The 22,130-nt window shown below is 40.4% G+C and carries 19 protein-coding genes; 3 read left to right on the top strand and 16 right to left on the bottom strand.

All coding sequences use genetic code 11. From position 1 onward, the window contains the following. Nucleotides 1-5 precede the first annotated feature (5 nt). The 3 genes from pfkB to PT287_RS01750 form a co-directional block, all read right to left on the bottom strand. Nucleotides 6-920, bottom strand: a complete 915-nt coding sequence (pfkB, locus tag PT287_RS01740) for a 1-phosphofructokinase (protein WP_277132083.1) — start codon at nt 918-920, stop codon at nt 6-8. Beyond that, nucleotides 920-1,675 carry a DeoR/GlpR family DNA-binding transcription regulator gene (locus tag PT287_RS01745; protein ID WP_277132085.1) on the bottom strand — a complete coding sequence of 252 codons (756 nt, stop codon included), beginning with the start codon at nt 1,673-1,675 and terminating at the stop codon, nt 920-922. Before PT287_RS01745 ends, pfkB begins: the two co-directional genes overlap by 1 nt. A 141-nt stretch (nt 1,676-1,816) precedes the next feature. Then, nucleotides 1,817-3,007 (bottom strand): amidohydrolase, encoded by a 1,191-nt coding sequence (locus tag PT287_RS01750; RefSeq protein WP_277132086.1) that lies wholly within the window; start codon nt 3,005-3,007, stop codon nt 1,817-1,819. 136 nt (nt 3,008-3,143) lie between these two features. Here PT287_RS01750 and PT287_RS01755 point away from each other — a divergent pair, with 136 nt between their 5' ends. Next, nucleotides 3,144-4,499, top strand: coding sequence for a threonine/serine exporter family protein (locus PT287_RS01755; RefSeq protein WP_277132088.1), 1,356 nt, complete (start codon nt 3,144-3,146; stop codon nt 4,497-4,499). A 161-nt stretch (nt 4,500-4,660) separates the two neighbouring features. Here PT287_RS01755 and PT287_RS01760 read toward each other — a convergent pair whose 3' ends face one another. The 6 genes from PT287_RS01760 to PT287_RS01785 all read right to left on the bottom strand — a co-directional run bounded on the left by PT287_RS01760 (nt 4,661) and on the right by PT287_RS01785 (nt 10,519). Further along, nucleotides 4,661-5,386, bottom strand: a complete 726-nt coding sequence (locus PT287_RS01760) for an LrgB family protein (RefSeq protein WP_277132090.1) — start codon at nt 5,384-5,386, stop codon at nt 4,661-4,663. Next, on the bottom strand, nt 5,386-5,829 hold the full coding sequence (locus tag PT287_RS01765; protein WP_277132091.1) for a CidA/LrgA family protein: 444 nt from the start codon (nt 5,827-5,829) through the stop codon (nt 5,386-5,388). Before PT287_RS01765 ends, PT287_RS01760 begins: the two co-directional genes overlap by 1 nt. A 145-nt stretch (nt 5,830-5,974) precedes the next feature. Beyond that, nucleotides 5,975-6,718, bottom strand: a complete 744-nt coding sequence (locus PT287_RS01770; protein ID WP_277132092.1) for a LytTR family transcriptional regulator DNA-binding domain-containing protein — start codon at nt 6,716-6,718, stop codon at nt 5,975-5,977. Between the two features lie 17 nt (nt 6,719-6,735). After that, nucleotides 6,736-8,490, bottom strand: a complete 1,755-nt coding sequence (locus PT287_RS01775; protein WP_277132094.1) for a sensor histidine kinase — start codon at nt 8,488-8,490, stop codon at nt 6,736-6,738. A gap of 124 nt (nt 8,491-8,614) precedes the next feature. Then, nucleotides 8,615-10,018 (bottom strand): MDR family MFS transporter, encoded by a 1,404-nt coding sequence (locus tag PT287_RS01780; protein ID WP_277132096.1) that lies wholly within the window; start codon nt 10,016-10,018, stop codon nt 8,615-8,617. 48 nt (nt 10,019-10,066) lie between these two features. Then, nucleotides 10,067-10,519, bottom strand: coding sequence for a MarR family transcriptional regulator (locus PT287_RS01785; protein WP_277132098.1), 453 nt, complete (start codon nt 10,517-10,519; stop codon nt 10,067-10,069). 198 nt (nt 10,520-10,717) lie between these two features. On the opposite strand from PT287_RS01785, the gene mmuM reads away from it, so the two are divergent. After that, nucleotides 10,718-11,638, top strand: coding sequence for a homocysteine S-methyltransferase (gene mmuM, locus PT287_RS01790; RefSeq protein WP_277132100.1), 921 nt, complete (start codon nt 10,718-10,720; stop codon nt 11,636-11,638). Between the two features lie 80 nt (nt 11,639-11,718). Next, the gene (locus PT287_RS01795; protein ID WP_277132102.1) at nt 11,719-11,925 is read left to right on the top strand and encodes a hypothetical protein; all 207 of its coding nucleotides are present in this window, start codon (nt 11,719-11,721) and stop codon (nt 11,923-11,925) included. Nucleotides 11,926-11,986: 61 nt separating this feature from the next. Here the strand turns inward: PT287_RS01795 and PT287_RS01800 are convergent, their stop codons facing one another. The 7 genes from PT287_RS01800 to PT287_RS01830 form a co-directional block, all read right to left on the bottom strand. Then, a complete protein-coding gene (locus tag PT287_RS01800) occupies nt 11,987-13,432 on the bottom strand; it encodes an FAD-binding protein (RefSeq protein WP_277132104.1) in 1,446 nt (481 codons plus the stop codon). A gap of 71 nt (nt 13,433-13,503) precedes the next feature. Next, nucleotides 13,504-15,366: an FAD-dependent oxidoreductase gene (locus PT287_RS01805; protein WP_277132106.1), complete on the bottom strand. Its 1,863-nt coding sequence runs from the start codon at nt 15,364-15,366 to the stop codon at nt 13,504-13,506. 27 nt (nt 15,367-15,393) lie between these two features. Further along, nucleotides 15,394-16,611: an MFS transporter gene (locus tag PT287_RS01810; RefSeq protein WP_277132108.1), complete on the bottom strand. Its 1,218-nt coding sequence runs from the start codon at nt 16,609-16,611 to the stop codon at nt 15,394-15,396. A 31-nt stretch (nt 16,612-16,642) separates the two neighbouring features. Next, nucleotides 16,643-18,127: an FAD-dependent oxidoreductase gene (locus PT287_RS01815; protein WP_277132110.1), complete on the bottom strand. Its 1,485-nt coding sequence runs from the start codon at nt 18,125-18,127 to the stop codon at nt 16,643-16,645. Nucleotides 18,128-18,323: 196 nt separating this feature from the next. Further along, complete coding sequence (locus PT287_RS01820; protein ID WP_277132111.1) at nt 18,324-19,232, bottom strand: LysR family transcriptional regulator; 909 nt, start codon at nt 19,230-19,232, stop codon at nt 18,324-18,326. Between the two features lie 131 nt (nt 19,233-19,363). Continuing rightward, a complete protein-coding gene (locus tag PT287_RS01825; protein ID WP_277132112.1) occupies nt 19,364-20,557 on the bottom strand; it encodes an MFS transporter in 1,194 nt (397 codons plus the stop codon). Between the two features lie 23 nt (nt 20,558-20,580). Beyond that, complete coding sequence (locus PT287_RS01830; protein WP_277132113.1) at nt 20,581-22,068, bottom strand: FAD-binding protein; 1,488 nt, start codon at nt 22,066-22,068, stop codon at nt 20,581-20,583. Between the last annotated feature and the right edge of the window lie 62 nt (nt 22,069-22,130).

Consider the following 22,130-nt stretch of genomic DNA (forward strand, 5'->3'; position numbering starts at 1 on the left):
CTTTTTTATGAAATCTGCTCTACTTCGATTTGCGGCAAAACCGCATCAATCTGACTTTTAACCGCAATATCCTTAGTAAAGGCAGTCGCGGCACCACAAGCCATCCCCACTCGGAAACTCTCCTTTGGATTGCCGCTCTTAACATAAGTGCCGACAAAGCCGGCAATCATCGAGTCACCAGCACCAACCGAATTAACAGCAGTGCCGACCGCGGCTGGCGCATGATACACATGTTCCGGTGTTATCAAGTAGCCACCCTTGGCCGCCATCGACACCATGACATTTTGCGCACCCTTGTCTAACAACTGATGTGCACAAGTAAGCATCTCTTGCTCACTATTAAAAGTCGTGTTGAACAAGTCCGCTAATTCGTGATGATTGGGCTTAATCACTAGTGGCTTGTAACTTAATGTATCGAGCAAGGCTTGACCGGTGGTATCTATCACAAATTCGGCACCAGCTTTCTTAATTAGCGGCAACAATTTTTGATAAAAGTCTTCCGGTAAATTCGCTGCTAGTGAACCACTCAAAACTACAAGATCGCCTGCTTGTAAATCACTAAGCCTGTCCCCAAAGGCCGCAACTTCCGCTGGGGCAATCGCAGGGCCTGCCGCATTGATTTCCGTTTCCTGTCCGGCATGCACCTTGACATTCACTCGTGTCACTTGCTTAATTGTCACAAAATCATTAACAATTCGGCGCCGATTTAACTGGTGCACCAGTTCTTTACCGGTAAAGCCACCAGCAAAACCCCAAGCCGTGTTTTCAATTCCTAACTGGTTAAGAATTTGGGAAACATTAATTCCTTTCCCACCAGCCAAAAAGACCGCACTTGGTGTTCGGTTGACAGCACCGGGAGTGACTTCTTTCAGTTGCATGACATAATCCAAAGCCGGATTAACTGTAACTGTATAAATCATTACTTTGCCTCCTTTAAATTAATTTTAGTTGGTAATAGTTGCCGCTGCTCCTTTGTCAGGTCAGCCGTAATTACATTAACATCTTGACTATTAGCAAAAATCGCGAAGTTGCGTTCACCGATTTTAGAAGCATCTGTCAGCACATAAGCATGCCGCGCCTGCATAATCTCTAATTTCTTCATCGCGGCTTCTTCTGGGTCAGGCGTAGTCAAATTACCTTCCTGATCCAAACCGTTAGTTCCAACAAAGCTAGCCGCAAATTTCATCCCTTGCAGCTGAGTAATTGCAGACTGACCAACAACAGCGTGAGTATCCTCCTTGATGCGGCCACCTAACAGGATCGTATCAATCTCGTGATTTAATGCTCCTAGCGCCGTTTCAAGGCCGTTAGTCACAACCGTCACGTGAGGTACATCTGCCAAAAAAGGCACCATTTCGTAAGCAGTTGTTCCCGCATCAATAAAAATATAGTCATTTTCATGAACAAAATGTTCAACTGCATAACGAGCAATCTTAATCTTGGCTTCATGATTCATACTAAAGCGAATATGTTGCGATACGTCATGGGCAAAATTCTTCACGGATTGCGCGCCACCATGAATTCGCTTCAGCAGTCCCTGCTGCTCCAATTGAATTAAATCACGGCGAATCGTCGATTCTGACGTGTTGGTAATCGTCGATAGGTCCTTGACCTGACATAATTCGTGTTGATTAACATAATTCTCAATAATTTTTTGCCTTTCTTGCGTTAACATTCTATCCACCTCTTGCAACTATTGTATTCGGTTCCATCGTCAAAATCAATCATTTTTAGCCAAAAATATTCATTTTTATTCATAAATGTGCATAAATAGCTATCAAAAAAGCGCTAACTAAAGAAGTTAGTGCTTTTTAAGCTAAGCCAATAAATATTGGACGGTTGCCGTACCCGCAGCTTTAGCCGCAATCAACAGACAGCGTTCATCTAACATAAAGTTAGGACTATGGTGCGGATGAGTCTGACCATCGGCAATATCACAGCCAACATATAAAAAGGTACATGGCTTTTGCAAAGCATAATAAGAAAAGTCTTCAGACGGATCTTGAGCGCCAAAATCTGTTACTTCGTTAATCTCTGGAATATTAGGTACTTCTTTTTGCAAACCGGCAACTACCTGCTTGGTAAAATCTGGGTCATTGTACAAAACTGGTACATCCTTCGTGATTTCATATTCAGCTTTGACACCAAACATTGCCTCAGTTCCTTCAATTAATTGCTTGAGACGCTCATGAATAACCTTACGCGTGCTTTCCTTCATAATGCGAATATCACCCTTAAGTGTGACTGACTCCTTAATGGCGTTACTGGTGCCAACGCCGTCAAACGAGCCAACGGTAATACTTGCATGATCGGCCGGCTCAATGCGCCGCGACACAATCGTTTGCAAGGCAGTTACAAAATAAGAACCCGCAACAATGGCATCATTTGACAATTGCGGCATTGAACCATGACCGCCCTTACCAATGAACTTAATCGTAAAATTCGACCGTCCCGTCTGACTTTCACCTAAATGATAGGCAACTGAACCAACAGGCATGGTTGACATCACGTGAATGCCGATAACATTATCAACATTGTCTAGGACGCCGCCAGCAATCATTGCTTGGGCACCACTTGGCGCCTTTTCCTCGGCTGGCTGGTGGATAATTCTAACTGAACCGCGCAATTTGTCTTTCACTGCGATCAAACTTTTAGCTAACACCATCAAGTAAGCAGTGTGGGCATCATGACCACAAGCATGCATTACTCCAGCGTTTTGCGATTTAAATGGTAAATCATTGTCTTCTTGAACGGCCAAGCCATCAAAGTCAGCCCGAAGCCCCAACTTAGGTCCGGGCTTGCCGCTATCAATATCCACGGTAATACCATAACCTGAGCCGCAGTCTTTAACCGTGCAGTCTAGCCCACCATAGAACTGCTTAATATAATCATGCGTTTGCTTTTCCTGATTTGATAATTCGGGATGAGCATGCAAGTGACGCCGAATCTTAATCATTTCATCCTGGTCATTATCCAGACGCTGCATTAATTCTTCTTCAACTGTCATTTTATTCTCCTTAGAACTCTAGCACGTTACAATTAATTCAATTATACAACACAATTTTGCTAGTACTAAAAATGGACTTGATCTTGTGCTAAAATTAAAAGGTTGTCTTTGATAAAGAAGTAAGGAAGTTTAATTAATGGAAGAAAACGAACCACAGATACGACGACACCATATTTCTGCTAGTCACCACATGAAAATTCAATGGAAAGAATTTTTTAAAAGTCCTGACGACACCCTAATTAAGGACACAACCTTAGTTGAAAAAGGGTCGCTAGTCGGCAGAATCGGCATTATGCTGCTGGAGTGCGGAACGGGAGCTTGGCGCGTGCGTGACTCAATGAACACCGTGGCGCGAGCACTTGATATTACTTGCTCGGTTGATATTGGGCTGATTTCAATTGAATACACCTGCTTTGACATTAATAATAAGTCATATTCGCAGACCCTGACTTTAGCAACAACCGAAGTTAACATGAATAAGCTTAACAAGATGGAGCAGTTTATTCGTAAATTTGAGAATGATCATGACCACTTATCCATTGGGGCAGTCCACCATAGTTTAAACGAAATTGAACGGCACACGGTTAATTATCCCGTCATCATTTCAGCTTTAAGTGCTGGAATTGCCTGCTGTAGTTTCATTTTTCTATTAGGTGGCGGCCTACCAGAAATGATCTGTACCTTCTTTGGCGCATTAATCGGCAATTACGTGCGCGGTGAAATGGGCAAACGTAAAATCACTCTTGTGGCTAAAATCGCCGTGGGAGTTGCCATTTCTTGTGCAGTTTATTTTTTATGCTTTATGCTGGGGCAAAAGATATTGGGCTGGAACCACGACCATGCATATGGTTATATCGGTGCGATGCTCTACGTTATTCCTGGTTTTCCCTTCATTACTTCTGGTCTTGACATGTCGAAACTCGATATGCGTTCGGGATTAGAGCGACTGGCTTATGCCTGCTTGGTAATCATGACGGCAACTATGGTTGGCTGGGGAATTGCCATCGCCCTCAACCTGACACCCGGCGCCATGCCTAAGCTCAATCTCGTACCCAGCGTTCTAACTTTTTGCCGAATTTTAGCAAGCTTTGGCGGCGTCTTCGGTTTCTCCGTAATGTTCAACGCCAAGCCGCAAATGGCATTTGTGGCAGCTTTAATTGGGGCCCTTGCCAACACCTTACGCCTCAGTCTAGTTGACTATAATCATCTACCGGCAGCACTTGCCGCCTTTATCGGTGCTTTACTAGCAGGGCTGCTCGCCAGCTTTGTTCGTGAAAAGGTGGGCTTCCCTAGGATTGCCATCACTGTACCGGCAATCGTGATTATGGTGCCTGGGCTTTATATGTACCGCGCCGTATTCAATTTTGGTATCACTAATATTAATGTCGGTGCTTATTGGATTATGAACGCCTTAATGATTGTGGTCGCTCTGCCAATCGGTCTATTGACAGCCCGCATCTTAACTGATGCTAAGTGGCGCCACGCCGATTAATTTTTAGATAAAACAAACGCTCACATTGTTGAGCGTTTGTTATTTTTAGTCAAAATAAAAACAGACAAGACTCCTATCTTGTCCGTTTCTGTGTAAGTAAACATTAGCTATTAAATATTAATAAAACCAATAAATTTTTACAACCTATTTGCTTGTCCCAACTATAAGCCCAACATATGAGCAAAAACTGGAACAAGTAAATTATCTACTAAGCCAGTAGCAACCACTGCAACTGCAGCCATTGCGCCTTGGACAGAGCCAAGTTCTAGCCCGAAAGCTGAACCGATTGTATGACCAGCAGCACCTAGACCTAAACCTGTACCCATTGGGTCACTATCAAGTCTGAACCACTTAACCATTTGCTTACCTAAAGCATAGATCACAACCGCATTCAAGATGCAGGCCATTGCAGTAATTGAAGCATTACCACCAATTGATGTCGTTAATGGCATTGCAATTGCTGTTGTTGCTGATTGACTAAGCATTGATCTAATCCCTACTTCATCAAGTCCAACTGCCTTAGAAACTAAAGTAATCAAGATTAATGAGATAAAGGTACCAATGATTAGGCTCAACAAGATGATAACCCAATTCTTCTTCACAACATCGTTACGTTTATACAAAGGTACCGCAAAGGCAATTGTGGCCGGTGTGATAAACCAAAAGATGATATCGCCACCTGGCTTGTAAGCCTTAGCATAAACTTGAGCTGTTGAAACATCAAAGAACTTGCCCAAAACTACTAAAATCGCAATTCCCAAAACCATTGCAACAAACAAAGGTTGGAAAATAAATAGTCCATGAGACTTTTTAAATAACCACTTACCAATTAAAAAGACGAGCAGTGATAAAAAGACACCGAATAAAGGATTACTGATATAAGCCATTATTTTCCATCTCCAGTCTTAACATCATTAGAAACTGAACCCAACTTAACTGAGGTCAACTTCTTCTTTAACCAAAGCAATGCTCTAGTTGTGTAGGCAGTTACAACTAATAGAATAATTGTTGATAGTAAAATTACTAAGACTAGTTGCACACCCTGGGCCTTCATAATGTCAAGGTTAGCTGCAATGGAAATTCCTGATGGAACAAACATAAAGCTGATTAATGAAATTAGTGCACTGCCAAATGAGTCAACCCACTCAAGTTTAATAACGTGAGTTGTTAATAATACATATAGCAGAACTAAACCGATAACCGGTGTTGGTACCGGGAAGTTCTTTGGCATTGTTTCTGAAATTAATTGTGATGCAAACAAGATTGCTGCATAAACCAACATTTGAAATAAAAGTGGCGCTGATTTATGTTCGGGTTCTTTATTTTTCATCTTACTCATCCTTTCTCGTTTCCTTATCTTCACTGATAAAGATACTAGGTAAAAGGCATTTTGTGAGCAAAATCACGCCGAACTGCAAAAATCGACTGGTGAACTGCATGTGAGCGAAAGTAAAAGTTGTTTTTTGTTGTAGCGCTTACATGCCTAAACGATGGCTTAAATCTTTTCTGTATGAGCGGCCAACCTGCACCTTCTCGCCATTACTCATTACTAACAAAAGCGTGTTATTAAACCACGGCTGTACTTCTTTGACTTCCTCAACGTTAATGATGGCATTGCGATGAACCTGCATAAACTTAGCTTGGTTGAGCCGCTCCTTTAACCAAGCCAGAGTCTCGTGAGTTTTATAATGTTCTTGAGCTGTTGAAATTGTTAGAACACCACTATTGATTGTCGCCGTAATTAAATCGTTCTTTTTAATGACAATATTACGATCATCTAGTTCAATACTGAGCATTTCATTAACTACATGAGGTGGTTCCTTACGAATCTGCGTTTGTACTCGCGACTCGATGACATTACGCGCCTTAGTCAGGGCTTGGTCTATTCGTTCCTGCTCAAATGGTTTTAGAACGTAATCCACGGCACCAACATCAAACGCCTTAACCGCATACTCATCATAGGCGGTTGAAAAGATAATAATCGGTGAATAATCCGCTGGCTTCAATTCATTGGCTAACTCAAAGCCATTTTCTTCATTAAGTGAAATATCCAAAAACATCAAGTCAATTTTGTTTTTAAGCAGTTCCATTTGGGCCTGCTTAATATCTTCTGCTTGATAAATATTGACTGTTACGCCAGCAAGGCTTGGGCTTTTCGTAATCAAATATTCTAACTCTGTTCTCGCCAGTGGCTCATCGTCAACCAATAAAATCTTCATTATTTGTGTCCTCTTTTTTAATTATTACCAATCAAATTCACTGTCGCCTTATTTTTTAATGGAATATTCGTCTTAAAAATCGTACCGTTGTCATTAGTCTCAATCTGCAGCTGACTGCTGGTACCATACAAACCTTTGAGGCGCATATTTAAATTATACAATGCGGTCCCGCTACCTTTGGACTCACTAATTGGTTCTTTGCCTAAGTGTTTAAGAACGGTTGGGTCAATCCCGTTACCATTATCAATAACGTCAATCTCCATGTGCTCATCATCCAGCTGCTTAAGGCGAATAATAATCCGATTGCCCTGCTTGCGGCCTTTGAAGGCGTGACGAACCGCGTTTTCGACAAAAATTTGCAGGCAGAATGACGGCAGCAATGTATCATTGGGAACGCCAACTTGATAGTCAATTGTAAATTTATTAGGGAAACGCAATTTTTCAATGCTCATGTACGAATCAACATGGCGTCGTTCTTCCTTGAGCGTTACTTCTTTTTCCTGGCCATTGCGCAAGCTTGACCTAAAGAAAACACTCAGCTGCATCAATGCTTGGTGTGCCTTCTCCACATTAACCCGCATTAATGCACTAATTGTATTAATCGCATTGAAGAAGAAGTGCGGATTTATTTGTACCTGCAAGGCTCTAATTTCTGCTTCATTAAGCAAGCTTGTCTGCTGCTCGGCGATTCCGATAGCTAATTGCCCTGAAAAAATCATGGCAAGACCGCGAACCAAATTTTCTTCAACCACGGTCATCTTACTACCCTCACAGAAGTAAACTTTAAGTGCGCCGATTGTTTGGTCGTTGACACGCAGGGGGAAAACAATTGCGGAAGTTAACGGACAGGATGGTTCCGGACAACCAATCTCCTCTTTGGTATATGCCAACTTTTCTTTCCCTGTTAAAATCGCACTCTTGGATAAGTCCGTTATTACAGGCTCGCCAGCTATATGATGGTCCTCGCCAGCTCCAATATGCGACAGAACATTTACGCGGTCGGTCAAACCTACCGCATCAAAGTTAGTATACTTTTTAATAATTCGACACACATGGTCAGCTGAGTCAAAATCTAACCCGTTGCGAAAATACGGCAAGGTTTTATTCGTTAATTCCAAAACATCCTTAGTCTGAACTGCCTTTAACTGCCGCTCGTTAGATAAATATGTCCGCAGAATTTCGATAAATAAACTCGCACCAATTGTATTCAGTAGAACCATTGGCACAAAAATCAACTTGATCAAGCCATACCCGTGGAACGTAAAGATGAACGCCATCTGAATCAGTTCCGCAAAAAAAGCCAAGACAGCAACCCACGGCGTTGATGGGTAAAGGTTATCGCCTTTAACACGGTCACCGCAGATACCGACAAGATAACCGATTAGAACTGAACTAACAATGTAAAAATAATCGGAAAAGCCACCAAAAATAACCCGGTGCAAGCCGCCGACCAGACCAACCAGCATCCCGACATAGGGGCCGCCAGTCAAACTAGCGGCAGTAATCACCAAAATTCGCGTATTCGCTATCGAATCCGATTGCGGCAAACCCGTAATAATCAGCGGCGTTACTACTTCCTTAGAACTGGAAATTTCAACACCGGTCAAATTAGCCATTACAACAAAAAGTGCAAAAATAATCGTCAGCCAAATTTGCGACTTAACCGTTCTTTTTTCAATTAAATTTCTAAAAAAGCGCATGTTAACAAGCAAAAATGCTAGCAACATAATAATGCCTAGCCGTTCCATCAGCAAAATCAATAAGTTAAACATTGTTATACTCCCAAATCTTTATCTTATTACATTATTATTGCACAAAATCAAATTAAATTGCTGCAAACTGCTATCAAAAAAAGCTTCATTAAGTTAAAACTTAACAAAACTTTTTAATTAATATTTATTTATTTTCTTCCTTAGCCGTTGGCAAGCCAAACGAGCCAATCAAACCAATTACCGCAAAGACTAACATTAGGATAAAGCCCCAATGATAACCTGTTGCCAAACCCGCAACGTTGTTCACACCGGCGTTAGCAGACCCCAAGGTTACAACGAGCATTGCTAGAGCTGTTCCCAGCGACCCGCCAATTTGCCGGATTGTTGATGAGCCTGCATTAGCATGAGCAGTCATGTTTGCTTGTACCTGATTAATTCCGGCAGTAAATGTTGTCATCATTGTAAAGGAAATCCCGACCATTCGCAGCGCATAGCACAGACCGATTACTACCAAACTAGTTTGCGCACTGAACGTTAACATTGGCAAGGTTCCAATTACTAGCATTGCAAAGCCAAATAATGATAACTTTTTGATCCCTAATTTGTCGTACAAAGTTCCCGAAACCGGATTGCAAATAATCATTAACAATGCTCCCGGCATCATTACCAATCCAGAAGTCAGAGCGGATTCGCCGCGCGTTGTTTGCAAATATAGCGGCAGCACCAATTCAATTCCGACCATCGCTAAGTTACTAATTGTACTTAATAGAGTACATAAATCAAATTTAAGATTTTTAAACACTCGAATATCAAGCAAAGGCTCTTTCATGTGTAATTGCCGCAGGCAAAAGAGATAGATGATTATGATGCCCACAATTAAGACTAGGCCAAGCATCAGCGTGATTTTACCAGTATTACCGATTTCTGACAAAGCATACAGGATTAAGCCAAACCCAAAAATCGATTCTAAAAATGAAACCACATCTGTGGTGCTCATGTGTGGTGTAGTAATATTTTGCACCGCAAAAATCGCACAAACAGCCACTATCCCGCTGGTTACACTCAAAATGATAAAGAGCATCTGCCAGCCAGAATATTTTAAAATTAATCCAGAAATTGTTGGCCCAACAGCTGGACCAAAGCCAATGACTAAGCCGGTGATCCCCATTGCCATGCCTCGCTTTTCGGGTGGGAACATCATCAAAATTACGTTCTGAATAAACGGCATTAATCCACCGGCTGCAATTGCCTCGATAATCCGCCCAGTTAACAGAACATAAAAATTAGGTGCAAAAACACAAATTATAGACCCGATGAAGAAAATTCCCATCATTGTTAGATAATTTTGCTTCATATTGAATGACTCAAAAATCCAAGCTGACATTGGAATCATTAGCCCAACCACCAATAAGTACGCTGTCGTCAGCCATTGCGCCGTCGATTGACTAACGCCAAACGCGCGCATAATTGTCGGCAACGCATTATTCAAAAAGGTCTCTGCTAACAGTGCCACAAAGGCACCAAATAGCAGAACCGCCATCATTAAATTTCGCTTTTTTGTAGAAATTTGTTTTATTTCTTGCGTCATATTTTCTCCTTTTATGTAGTAAGCTACATTTTTAGCAATAATAAGAAATTAGAAGTTAGCAATAATCTGATTTAAAAATGTTTCTAATTGTTTAACATCTTGAGCGTCGAGACCAGCGATAATTTGGCCATTGATTTTATCCATAATTGCATGAATTTCAGTAATGTTTTCATCAATTAATTTAAATCCAGCAGCCGACAAGGTCAGCACAATTTGTCGTTGATCACTCTGCAAATGTGCCGTTTGAATAAAATCATTATCTGCTAATCGCTTTACAATTCCGCGAATTGTCGGGTGGCTAAGTACAAAAGTATCAGCGATTTCTTTTTGCGTAATTGTTCTGCCCTTAGAATCATATAAATAGACCAAAAGCGAAATTTGCGCTCCGGTTAAGGAATAATTTTGAAATAGACTGGCAAAATGATTGTTTAGTTCCTTCTCAATTAGCGTGTTAGCGATTTTTATCTTAGGTCCTAAGCGATTTAAAAGTTTATCAGACATACTTAGCTTCCTTTCTGTTATGTAGTATACTACATTTTTATCACGACAATCAATATGCTCAATAATAAAAACAAACATATATATTCATAAATATAATTTTTTAGATCCCAAAATCTCTTTGCGCGCTAACATAATTAGATTATAATTAAAATAAGATTGGTTTATCGTTAATGATACAACCAAATTTGAGGTAATTAAATGGACTTATTAACAACTATTCACAACAAAGGATTAATTTTAGACGGCGCAATGTCCGATGAACTTGAAAAGCAGGGTGTACCTACAAACAACAAATTATGGACAGCCGCCGCATTGAAGGACAACCTGCAGGCCGTGTATCAAGCACACTGGGACTACCTCCAAGCAGGTGCCCAACTGATTATTACCGATACCTATCAAGCAAACATTCCTGCCTTCATTAACGCAGGTTATACTGAGCAAGAAGCCCAAAAAATGATCGCTGATGCAGTTAAAATCGCTAAAAAGGCACGTGATGATTATGAACAAAAGACTGGTAAGCACAACTTTGTCGCTGCTTCTATTGGTTCTTACGGTGCCTATTTATCAAACGGTAATGAGTTCTGCGGTGATTACAACCTCACAGCTGACGAATATCTTAACTTTCATTTACCTCGTTTAAAAACAATCATCTCGCAGCAGCCTGACTGTCTTGCAATCGAAACTCAACCCAAATTGGCAGAAGTTACAGCACTTTTAACCTGGCTAGCCAAAAATGAACCTCAAATTCCCGTTTATGTTAGCTTTACCCTACACGATACCGTGCGCATTAGCGACGGCACTAGTTTAAAAAAGGTTGTTGAAACTGTTAATAACTATCCACAAGTTTTTGCGATCGGTGTCAATTGCGTTAAGCCAGCTTTAGTCACACCAGCAATCAAGACAATTTGCCAATTCACTAATCAAGAAATTGTCGTCTATCCTAATCAGGGCTACTCCTATGACTCATTTTCTAAAACTTGGCTAAAAATCAAACGAACAATTGACTTCTATCAAAGCACCAAAGAATGGTACCAGGCAGGAGCCCATTTAATTGGTGGCTGCTGCACGACTGGACCAGAGCAGACACGTGAAATTGCTCGCGCTTTTCAAGAAATTTAGTTTAACTTAATTATTTTGTATAGCTTTCTTAAGATATTGCGATTAAACTGACAATATATAAATAATAAAAGAGGGCTATAATGGGCTTTATTCTTATGATGGGTGGCTTAATTATCGGTGGTGCTTTAATCTACATCGCACTATCTGGTACTGCCAACCATACCTTAAAATATTTAACTTTATCAGTCGGCAGTATAGCTTTATTAGGTGGTCTGGTCCTACTATTAGCGCCAGCATTCTCACATCAAGTTTATGATTGGTTATACGCGTTAATCGTAAATCATTAATTATAAGTATAAAAATAGAGTAGCTTTTAGCTACTCTATTTTGTTCCCAATTATTTATATTTTAATTCTTTTTAGCAATTGCCTTAATTGCATTTCTACCAGAGAAGATGCAGTATCCAGCATGCGTACCAGGTACGTTAACGCCGTAAGTGTCACCGTAAAGAACGGCTGAACCATCGCTACCAATTGCGTACAAACCTTCAATTGGACGCCCCTTAGTATCCAATACTTCGTTATTGACATTAACACGTAAGCCATCACCAGTGGTGTATGCACCAACGCCTAATTCAATTGAGTAAAATGGGCCATCACCATCAACAGGCAACATGTACTTAGCTGGCTTATGGAAGTCAGTATCTTCGCCCTTAGCGGCCATCTCATTGTAGTGCTTAACGTAAGCTGGCAAGTTTGGTGTATCAATTTCTTTAGCTAATTCTTCAATTGTAGCAGCCTTGTGCAAGAACTTGCAACCATCTTTTTCAGCCTTTTCAATATCATCACGCAAAGTTGGGTAACGATCTTCTGGTACCATTGGCTTCATTGAACGTGGATATGACTTGTCGGTAAAGTCATCCAGAATCTTTTGGCTAAAGATACAGAAGACACGTCTTTGCCGGTTCATGGCATTACCTTCATTAGCCCAGTTAACAACACAAGCAGCCTCATCAACAAAACGTTCACCAAGTTCGTTAACCCACATTTGTGGTTGGTCACAAACTGAACTCCACATTGCTGTTCCCCACAGCTTAAATGCTGGAATAGTGTCATCCTTAAATTGACCACCAAACATCATTGACATTCCAGTAAAGTACTTTTGAGCTCCCAAGTTCCAAGCAAGACGCAGGCCATCACCTGTACTCTTGCCTGAGTTAACAGGGATTACGTTATCTGGATTTTGGTGAGGGGTACTGCCAAATAATTTCTTATCATTCAGGTAACCACCGGCAGCTAAGACAACGTTCTTGGCATTAACAACCTTAGTTGCATCATCTTCAACTGTTGTCAAAGTTACGGAATAAGTATGATCGGCGTTTGGCTCAACGTCCGTAACTTTAGTCAGTGTCTCAATAGCTAGACCCTTGCCCTTAGCGTATGGTTCCAAACCATTATGAATAGCGTCATAGCCTTTACCTTCAAACAAGTGCCAAGTTCTAACACTAGTACCCATGTTGACAACCATCCAGAACTTAACGCCGTGATCTTGCAGCCAAGAAACATTCTTACCAGCATTATCAATGTAGCGTTCCCACATTCTGCCGTCACCTTTATAGTGAGAATAATTCAATTCTTCTTCAAGCAATTCCTTCTTGTCAATTACAGCGTTGTCTTTCTTCTGCAATTCGGAATCAGCAGCAAACACACCTTCAACATAGTTACCAGTACCACCAGTTGTCTTGCCTTTTTCTACTAATAAGGTCTTCAAGTTGTTATCAACAGCTTCAGTTGCGGCAGCAAAACCAGCAAGACCAGCACCAACAATGACAACATCGTATTGTTCTTCTGTCATAATTTAATACCTCGTTTTAACAAAAAACATGCACAAATTAAATTATCTTTAATCTGCACATGTCATTACTTTTAATTCTTTTTAGCGGTTTGTGCTGCATCAATTCCGGCTAATCTACCCGAAATATATGCAAAGCCTAAAGTTCCACCTTCAAAGTCAACATATGCCTTACCATACATCCCTGAAGCATCAGCACCAGTTACGTATAAGTTTGGAACTGGTTCGCCTTCTGGCGTTAAAGCGTGCATCTTTTCATCAATTGTTGCACCACCAAGAGTACCCAAGTTACGAGCAATATATTTAACTGCGTAAAATGGTCCTTCTTCAACTGGAATCATCCGCTTGGTATCGGAGAAGAATAGGTCGTCTTCGCCAGTCTTCTTAGCGTTGTTGTATTGAGCAACAGATTTCTTCAAGTTTTCCTTGTCAACGCCCATCTTTTCAGCTAATTCGTCAATTGTTTGACCAATAAAGACAACATTAGTTGATTCAAGCTTGCCCAATAAACTAGTAAAGTCTGTCTTTTCATGTTCACGCTTAATGGATTCTTCAGTATCTGTTGGATAATTGAATTCCATGTAGAATTCACGGTGGTTCTTCCACTTGCCATAGTGATCTTCAATGGCTACAGTTCCGCCTTCTTTAATCTTGTCAAGCATTGCTTGGTCAAAAATAACAAATTCAGTTTGCTTAGGTTGCTCCGATAACTCTGCACCGTGAACAGCAAAGTCCAAAGCGTGAGTTTCACTAGCATAACGTTGACCGCGGTTATTTACCCGCAAGTTCGGGAAGTCTGCCAAAGCATTGAGCGGCATCCAACCTGGGCCAACGATTTTAGCCATTGCACCAATATCTTCATTACTGAATGTTTGCCAGAAGTAGTGGGTTGAACCATTAATATGGTGAGCAGTACCTGCATCCCAAGCCATGTTCAAACCATCACCAGTGTTTTGCAAAACTTGTCCTTGTGTGCTGACGTCACCCAAGTATTCTTTACGCATTTCTGGGTTACCACCAAAACCACCGGTAGCAATAATGACCTTTTTAGCATGAACTTCAAGTTCACTGTCATCGCCTTGAGCAACAACACCAGTAACTGCACCAGCATCATCTTGCAATAACTTTTTAGCAGCAAAGCCAAAGTACATCTTACCGCCGATTGACTTAAACTTTTCAATCAACTTAGTAATTGCTTTAGTACCACCTTCTTGGTAGCCGTGCAAGGTTGCAGGCATCCCAATGTGGTCATAGCTACCACCAGTACCAGCATCAACTAACTTCATGATGGCACCATTTTCGTTCAGCCAGTCAACTGTCTTACCAGATTCATCAATAATCCGACGAACTAAGATTGAGTTCATGTAACCTTGAGAAGCATCCATATATTCGTCATACAGCCACTTCTTAGAAACAACTTGGTTCAAATCTTTTTGTTGTTGACTATCAGCTGCAAACATCCCACCAGCAAAAGTACCAGCACCAAGTGGTGAAATTGTCTTTTCAAGAAGGGCAACACTTACGCCTTCTTGCTTGGCAGCAAGTGCAGCTGCAGCACCGGCAGAACCAGCACCAACAACAGCAACATCGACATCAATTACTTCTTTAGCTGAGCTTGAATTTTGCGCACTATTTTCTTTTAATGCGTCAAAGTCAACGTCAGCTTTATCTAAGGCTTCTTTAACACCTTCCAAGATTCCTCGTGAAGTTTCAGAAGCACCTGAGACAACATCAACATCTGCCGATTGTTGTTTAACAATTTTTTGGGCCATCTTGTCAAAGGCATTAGCTTGTAAACTACCCGGACGATACTCGTCAAGCGGTGTTACAGCAGTAATCTTATCAGCACTAACCTCAACCTCAAGGTTAATAATACTTTCCTTGCCTTGTCCTGAGCCGGTGTACTTTCCCGGCTTATCCGTAATTTTCTTTGTCATAATTAAAATTCCTTTTATTAATTAAAACTATCTGTGGTGTCTTGCAGCGTTAGCATCAGGCAAAATTGCCATTAAAATTGCTGTTACACCAAAAATTGTACCTTGAATGATAAATGTCAACATGAAGTTTGCTCCCGCAATTGATGAAATAATTACAGGTACAATGTATGACAATAATAATGAAATAGTACCAACTAAACCACCGGCAGAACCAGCATATTTAGGCCCGATTTCTGGAAATTGAATTGGTAATGCTTGGATGATTGGTCCTGTAATAGCGCCAAATAATCCACCTAAAATCAAAACTACTAACAATACTGGACCAACAGGAATGTACCAAGTTGCTGCCATCAATACAGCAGATAACAGAGTTACTAAAATCATAACAGGTTTAGCTTTACCAAATTTTGAAACAATCGCTGGGCCAAACATTGAACCACAAAGACTACCAATAGTAGCAATAGCAGCAACTTGACCGGCTTGAGCAGGACTCATTCCTTTAGCAGCAAATGCCTGTGGCAAAATTCCAGAAAAGGCCATTGATGCAGCAGTACCACATCCACCACAAATACCGACAATCCAAGTCTTACCACTCTTAGCAGCAACCTTAAAGTAACTCAATGAAGATTCAGTCTTAGCAGCTTGGCCAGCTTGCTTAGGAATTTCTTCACCTTTAGGCACATCTCTAACAAATAATACCCAGCAAACAGCTAAAACAAGTAAAACAACTGATGAGAAAATGTAAGCTGCTTGAACACTAGGAAACATTGGTCCAGTGATCTGTGACAACATAATCCCGATACTAGCAGCAGCAAAGAAAATACCCATCGCTGTATTAGTATCTTGCTTGAACCAGATACCAAAGATTTTAATTGTATTAGCATTTAACAGTGCCATATAAACACCGAACATTAACAGCATTATCATTAACGAGATAAAGTTACTAGCCCACAATCTACCAAAAGCACCGATAACCGAAATTACTAACCCAACAGTAACAACTTTCTTAGCACCATATCTATCTGCTAATGAACCAGCAGGAATACTCAGGAATACGGCAACTAACATTGGTGCCATTAATAAACTCGAGAATTGAGCTGGTGTAATATGTAATGCTGGCATAATTTGTGTTGCCAAAGCAGAAATTTGGAACTGAACATAGTTGCTAATCGCATCAAGTCCAGCAGCGATTGCCAAGATCACCCAACGGTAACTTGTCAATTTTGGTAATTGTTTTTCTTTCATTATTTAAAATCCCCTTACTTTTAAATAAAAACTAATTTTCAGCGGCGTATTGACCGGCTAAACGTCCGAATGTCTGTGCATGACTGCATGTCAGACCCGGAACTCTGTCTGGATAACTGCCCCAGAAGAAGCCACCACTGCAGTTCCCTGCTGCAAACAAATGTGGAATTGGCTTACCGTTCTTGTCAATAACTTGCATCTTAGTATTAATCCGCAAGCCATCAAGTGTTGCAAGTAAACGGCCACCGTAGACAACACCGTAGTATGGGCCATGCTCAACTGGGAACAATCTAAATTGTTCCTTACCCAAATCGGTGTCTTCCCCCTTCTTGCACATTTCGTTGTAGCGTTCAACACTATGAACCAAATTATCCTTTGGCATGTGTAATTTTTCGGCTAATTCTTCGATTGTGTCAGCCTTTTGAACCATACCGTCATCAATCCGGCGTTGAATTTCAGCTTTGTTTTCCTCAGTGTTATAAATTCCTGGGAAGCCTAAGCGTGAACAGCCTTGCGTATGGAATTGTGCCAAGTGATCCATTGTTTCTTCTGACCAAATTTCAGCTTCCAAATAACCAGGTTGCTTAGCAGCGGCATTGGTATCAAATTGATAAGGTACACTTTCGTTTTCGAAACGTTCACCGTTCAAGTTAACCTTGAGCAGTGGATAAGCACCCATCCAGAAGTAACCTTGACCCTTAAAATCGATGAGATAATGCTCTTCAGCCTTAGTGCCGACCTTCACAGCACCACGGTCAAAGATGATTTCAGCAGGCTCTTCATCACGAGCTGCGCCAACTTTCAAACCAGCTAAAATACCTGAACCATCATCACGTGGACCATCAGAATAAACATTCTTCTTGTAGCCAAGTGGATCCCACTTTTGCATTAATTCAGGATTACCACCGTAACCACCGGTACAAATAATGACACCTTTAGTTGCAGCATATTCAGTCTTAGCACCAGAAGCACGATCACTAGTAACAACGCCAGTAACCTTTCCGCTATCGTCAGTTACTAATTCTTCAAGTTTAGTATTGTACTTCAGCGTTACGCCTAGTTCCTTAACCTTATCAATCATCCAGTCACCATAATGAGCCCAATCATTATCTGGAGTTGTTAAGGCTAATTCTGTATTGAAAGCAGTATTAACGATTGTTTCATAATTAGCATCAGGTTGTACTCGTAAAACAGCGTTGTGTGGCTTCATGATATTATCTTCAAGCCAGTTAGCTGTTTCATCAGTGTGATTAGCCCATGTCCAAAGCAAACGTTCATCAACATTGCCTTGATAGAACAAAGTTAAGAAGTTCATTAACTTAGCTTTATCAACCTTAATTCCTGCTCTTCTTTGAGCATTACTATCCAATGCGGCAAAGAATGAACGAAACAAGAACTGTGAACTACCAGACTTGTCAATCAATAATACCTTGGCGCCTTTTTCAGCAGCAGCCATAGCAGCCATAGCGCCGGCATTGCTGGCACCAGCAACAATTACATCATAACTATTTGCCATTTTTCTCCCTCACTTCTTTTAAAATTTTGTTTTTTAATACGCTTTCATAATACTATGAATAACGTGAACTTCTGCACCATATTTAGAATTGAGGATTACCAAATGGAATAATCAAACTTTTAAAACAGCAAAAAAAGCCCGCCATTGCAATATTTAATTGCATAAAGCAGACTTTTTAAAATTCGTCAAAATTGTGTTAATTATTTTGCTTAGGAAGAAATTCCATAATTGATTTCTTGAATATTTCGCAAACCTGTTCCAGAACTTTTACATTCGTAAATGATTCCATATAAGCAATACCATATGGCGAAATTTCGTGATAATCCATTGGCACATACTTCGCACCATTGTTTTGATAATCAGCGATGAAGTTAGGTAAAATGCCATAGCCCCAACCAGCTTTAACATAAATATCCATTGCAGAAAAGTCTTGCACGAACCTAATATGACGCATTCCCATCTCTTCAATTAATGAATTTTGGTATTTCATTTGGACATTAAGTGAGCCATTAGGGTCTATTAAGAATATATCTTTGCCCTTTAAGTCTTTAAGAGTGATTAATTTCTTTTGCGCTAATTTAGAATCTTCAGGACAAGCTACCACGAAATGACCTGATATTAACGACTCAAACTTAATATCATCTACGATATCGACATCATCACGAGCAATTACACAAATATCAACGTGATGATTAAGTAATTCGCCAATTGAATTCTTCAATACAAAAACAAATTGAATATTTAAATTGCTGCCTGAATCACGTAATTTTCGCAAAAACAATGGCAAAACTTCTTGCTCTAGCGGCGTATCACAAACACCAATGCGTAATAAATTACCGGCGTCGTTCTTTTGGCTCCGCAAATAAGCCACAGTATAGTCCATATCATCAAGAACATTGCGCGCAACATGATAAAAATATCTGCCGGCATTAGTCAAAGAAATTCGGTGGTGTGCACGGTTAATCAGAGTTACACCAATAGTATTTTCTAAGTCTTTAATATTTTTAGAGACAGCCGATTGCGAAAAGTTTAATTGCTCAGCAGCAATGGTAAAACTAGAATTATCAATGGCCTTAATAAAGCAGCGTAATTGGGTAAAATTCATTTTCATCATCCATTCAACGTATAGTTTTACTTTATTATACGTTAATTTGTAAGGCTTTTCATGAAAAGATGAATTTTCAATATGAAAGGGAAGGTATTTTCCCTTCCCTTTTAACTCTTTTTGATGATCAATCATCTTTTACCCTTATTAGCATCAGGCAAAATCAACATAATAATGATTGTCATTGCAGTAACAATGGCTTCAATCATAAAGTTAGCTGCAAAACTGCGACCAGCAATAGCTGAAATAAATACTGGTACAAAGTATGACAATAAAGTTGAAGCCATACCAACTATTCCGCCAGCACTACCAGCATATTTTGGTCCAATCTCTGGAAATGAAATTGGCATTGATTGAACAATTGGACCAGTCATTGCACCTAGTAGACCTCCGATAATTAAGTTAATAATTAATGGCGTTCCCATTGGAACATACCAGGTAATAAACATTGAGCATGCAGCAATTGCAGTTACCGAACACATAAATATCTTAGCATACTTCAACTTATTAATAATTGTTGGTCCAACCATTGAACCGAAGAAACTACCAACTGTAGCAACTGCGGCCATTACGCCGGCAGAAGCACTCGACATCCCGCGACCTAAAGTAAAGGCTTGGGGCAAAATTCCTGAGTATGCCATTGAGGCAGCCATTCCACAACCACCACACAAGGCTACTAACCAGGTATTCTTACTCTTAATTGCAACCTTGACGTATTTCATTGCTGGCTCTGACGGTGGTACTACCTCACCTTTTGGCGCATCTTTAGCAAACAATGCCCAACAGATTGAAAGAATTAACAAAACCGTTGATGAAAACATGTATGCCGTTTTTACATCAGGAAATAACGGATTAGTTATCTGCGACAACATAATTCCGATACTGGCTGAAGCAAAGAAAACTCCCATCGCAACATTGGTATCTTGCTTAAACCAGATACCAAAAATCTTAATCGTATTCGTACTCAAAATTGACATATAAACGCCGAACATCAATAGCATCAGCATCATCGTCACAAAATTATTAGCAATAATTCTACCGTAAGCTCCAAGTACAGAAACAATACAACCAACCATCACAACTTTTTTAGCACCAAACTTATCTGCTAATGATCCCGCTGGAATACTCATCACTACGGCAACTAGCATTGGCGCCATCAATAAACTAGAAAATTGCGGCTGCGTTAAATGCAGTGCTGGCATGATTTTAGTAGCCAAGGCAGAAACTTGAAATTGAATATAATTACTAATAATATCCATTGAAGCTGCCAAGGCCAAGATTACCCAGCGATAATTAGATAATTTGGGCATTTGTTTAACTTCCATCTTTATTTCCTTTCAACTAACAATTAATTTTCCGCAGCATTTTGGCCAGCCAACCGACCAAAAGTTTGAGCACGACTACATGCAAGGCCAGGAACCCGATCAGGATAGCTGCCCCAGAAAAAGCCACCACTAGCATTGCCTGCTGCATACAAATGCGGAATTGCATCACCAGCTTCATTGATCACTTGCATCTTGGTATTAATCCGCAAGCCATCAAGGGTAGCTAACAAGCGACCGCCCATTAAAATGCCGTAATATGGCGCTTGATCAACTGGGAACAATCTAGATGGTTCTTTACCAAGTGTCGTATCCTGCTTTTGCTCGCACATCTTGTTGTAACAACGAACACTAGCAACTAATTTTTCTGCCGGTAACTGCAGTTTTTCTGCCAGTTCTTCAATTGTGTCAGCTTTTTGTGCTGTGCCATCATCTAGTCGTCTTTGAACTTCAGCTTTTGCGCCTTCGGTATTATAAATTCCCGGCCAACCTAAACGAGAACAGCCCAATGTGTGGAACTGCTCAAGATGGTTCAATGTTTCATCATTAAAAATGACTGCTTCAAGGTATCCCGGCTGCTTAGAAGCACTATTAATATCAAATTCATACGGTAAACTCTCATTACTAAACCGTTCACCCTTTAAGTTGACCTTTAGTAATGGATATGAACCCAGCCAGAAATAACCAAAGCCGCGATAGTCAATTACATAATGATCTTTTGCGTTCGTACCTGGCTTAACGCCACCACGATCAAAAATGGTTTCAGCTGGTTCCTCATCGCGAGCAGCATCAACAGCTAATCCCGCTAAAATACCTGAACCATCATCTCTTGGACTATCTGAATAAACATTTTTCTTTAAACCTAGCGGGTCCCACTTGGCCATTAATTCTTTATTGGCGCCATATCCTCCTGTACATAGAATCACACCCTTAGTTGCATGATATTCAGTTGTCGCACCACTTTCACGATCACTAGCAACAATCCCAGTAACAGTACCATCTTCAGCCGTAATTAGCTTTTCTAATTTGGTATTGTACTTTAGCGTTACTCCTAGTTCCTTAACCTTATCAATCATCCATGTTCCGTAATGTGCCCAATCAGTATTATCCTTAGTTGCAATAACATTTTCTGTTGGAAAAGCCGTGTTAACAATCGACTCATAATGTGCATCAGGCTCAGCCATAATATGGCCACCATTAGGCTTTAAAATATTATCTTCAAGCCAGTTAACTGTATCAGCACTGTGATTAACCCACGTCCACAAGAGACGTTGATCAACATTAGATTGAGCAAACAACGTTAAGAAATTAATTAGTTTTGCTTTATCAATCTTTATGCCCGCCTTTTTTTGAGCGTTAGAGTCAACTGCAGCAATTGAAGAACGGTAGAGATATTGTGAACTCCCCATCTTATCAATTAACAAAACTTTAGCGCCTTTTTCGGCTGCTGCCATTGCAGCCATGCCTCCTGAATTGCTTGCCCCAGCAACGATTACATCGTAAGTATTTTCCATACAAATTCCTACTTTCCTTTAACAACTTTCAATACACTATTAAATTAACATGTGAATTAGTT

The sequence above is a fragment of the Lactobacillus sp. ESL0679 genome (genome assembly GCF_029433515.1).
Taxonomy (GTDB): domain Bacteria; phylum Bacillota; class Bacilli; order Lactobacillales; family Lactobacillaceae; genus Lactobacillus.

What these genes read in the sequence shown, in the direction of transcription:
- pfkB (WP_277132083.1), bottom strand. Translation starts at nt 920, where the DNA reads ATGATTTATACAGTTACAGTTAATCCGGCTTTGGATTATGTCATGCAA.
- PT287_RS01745 (WP_277132085.1), bottom strand. Translation starts at nt 1,675, where the DNA reads ATGTTAACGCAAGAAAGGCAAAAAATTATTGAGAATTATGTTAATCAA.
- PT287_RS01750 (WP_277132086.1), bottom strand. Translation starts at nt 3,007, where the DNA reads ATGACAGTTGAAGAAGAATTAATGCAGCGTCTGGATAATGACCAGGAT.
- PT287_RS01755 (WP_277132088.1), top strand. Translation starts at nt 3,144, where the DNA reads ATGGAAGAAAACGAACCACAGATACGACGACACCATATTTCTGCTAGT.
- PT287_RS01760 (WP_277132090.1), bottom strand. Translation starts at nt 5,386, where the DNA reads ATGGCTTATATCAGTAATCCTTTATTCGGTGTCTTTTTATCACTGCTC.
- PT287_RS01765 (WP_277132091.1), bottom strand. Translation starts at nt 5,829, where the DNA reads ATGAAAAATAAAGAACCCGAACATAAATCAGCGCCACTTTTATTTCAA.
- PT287_RS01770 (WP_277132092.1), bottom strand. Translation starts at nt 6,718, where the DNA reads ATGAAGATTTTATTGGTTGACGATGAGCCACTGGCGAGAACAGAGTTA.
- PT287_RS01775 (WP_277132094.1), bottom strand. Translation starts at nt 8,490, where the DNA reads ATGTTTAACTTATTGATTTTGCTGATGGAACGGCTAGGCATTATTATG.
- PT287_RS01780 (WP_277132096.1), bottom strand. Translation starts at nt 10,018, where the DNA reads ATGACGCAAGAAATAAAACAAATTTCTACAAAAAAGCGAAATTTAATG.
- PT287_RS01785 (WP_277132098.1), bottom strand. Translation starts at nt 10,519, where the DNA reads ATGTCTGATAAACTTTTAAATCGCTTAGGACCTAAGATAAAAATCGCT.
- mmuM (WP_277132100.1), top strand. Translation starts at nt 10,718, where the DNA reads ATGGACTTATTAACAACTATTCACAACAAAGGATTAATTTTAGACGGC.
- PT287_RS01795 (WP_277132102.1), top strand. Translation starts at nt 11,719, where the DNA reads ATGGGCTTTATTCTTATGATGGGTGGCTTAATTATCGGTGGTGCTTTA.
- PT287_RS01800 (WP_277132104.1), bottom strand. Translation starts at nt 13,432, where the DNA reads ATGACAGAAGAACAATACGATGTTGTCATTGTTGGTGCTGGTCTTGCT.
- PT287_RS01805 (WP_277132106.1), bottom strand. Translation starts at nt 15,366, where the DNA reads ATGACAAAGAAAATTACGGATAAGCCGGGAAAGTACACCGGCTCAGGA.
- PT287_RS01810 (WP_277132108.1), bottom strand. Translation starts at nt 16,611, where the DNA reads ATGAAAGAAAAACAATTACCAAAATTGACAAGTTACCGTTGGGTGATC.
- PT287_RS01815 (WP_277132110.1), bottom strand. Translation starts at nt 18,127, where the DNA reads ATGGCAAATAGTTATGATGTAATTGTTGCTGGTGCCAGCAATGCCGGC.
- PT287_RS01820 (WP_277132111.1), bottom strand. Translation starts at nt 19,232, where the DNA reads ATGAATTTTACCCAATTACGCTGCTTTATTAAGGCCATTGATAATTCT.
- PT287_RS01825 (WP_277132112.1), bottom strand. Translation starts at nt 20,557, where the DNA reads ATGGAAGTTAAACAAATGCCCAAATTATCTAATTATCGCTGGGTAATC.
- PT287_RS01830 (WP_277132113.1), bottom strand. Translation starts at nt 22,068, where the DNA reads ATGGAAAATACTTACGATGTAATCGTTGCTGGGGCAAGCAATTCAGGA.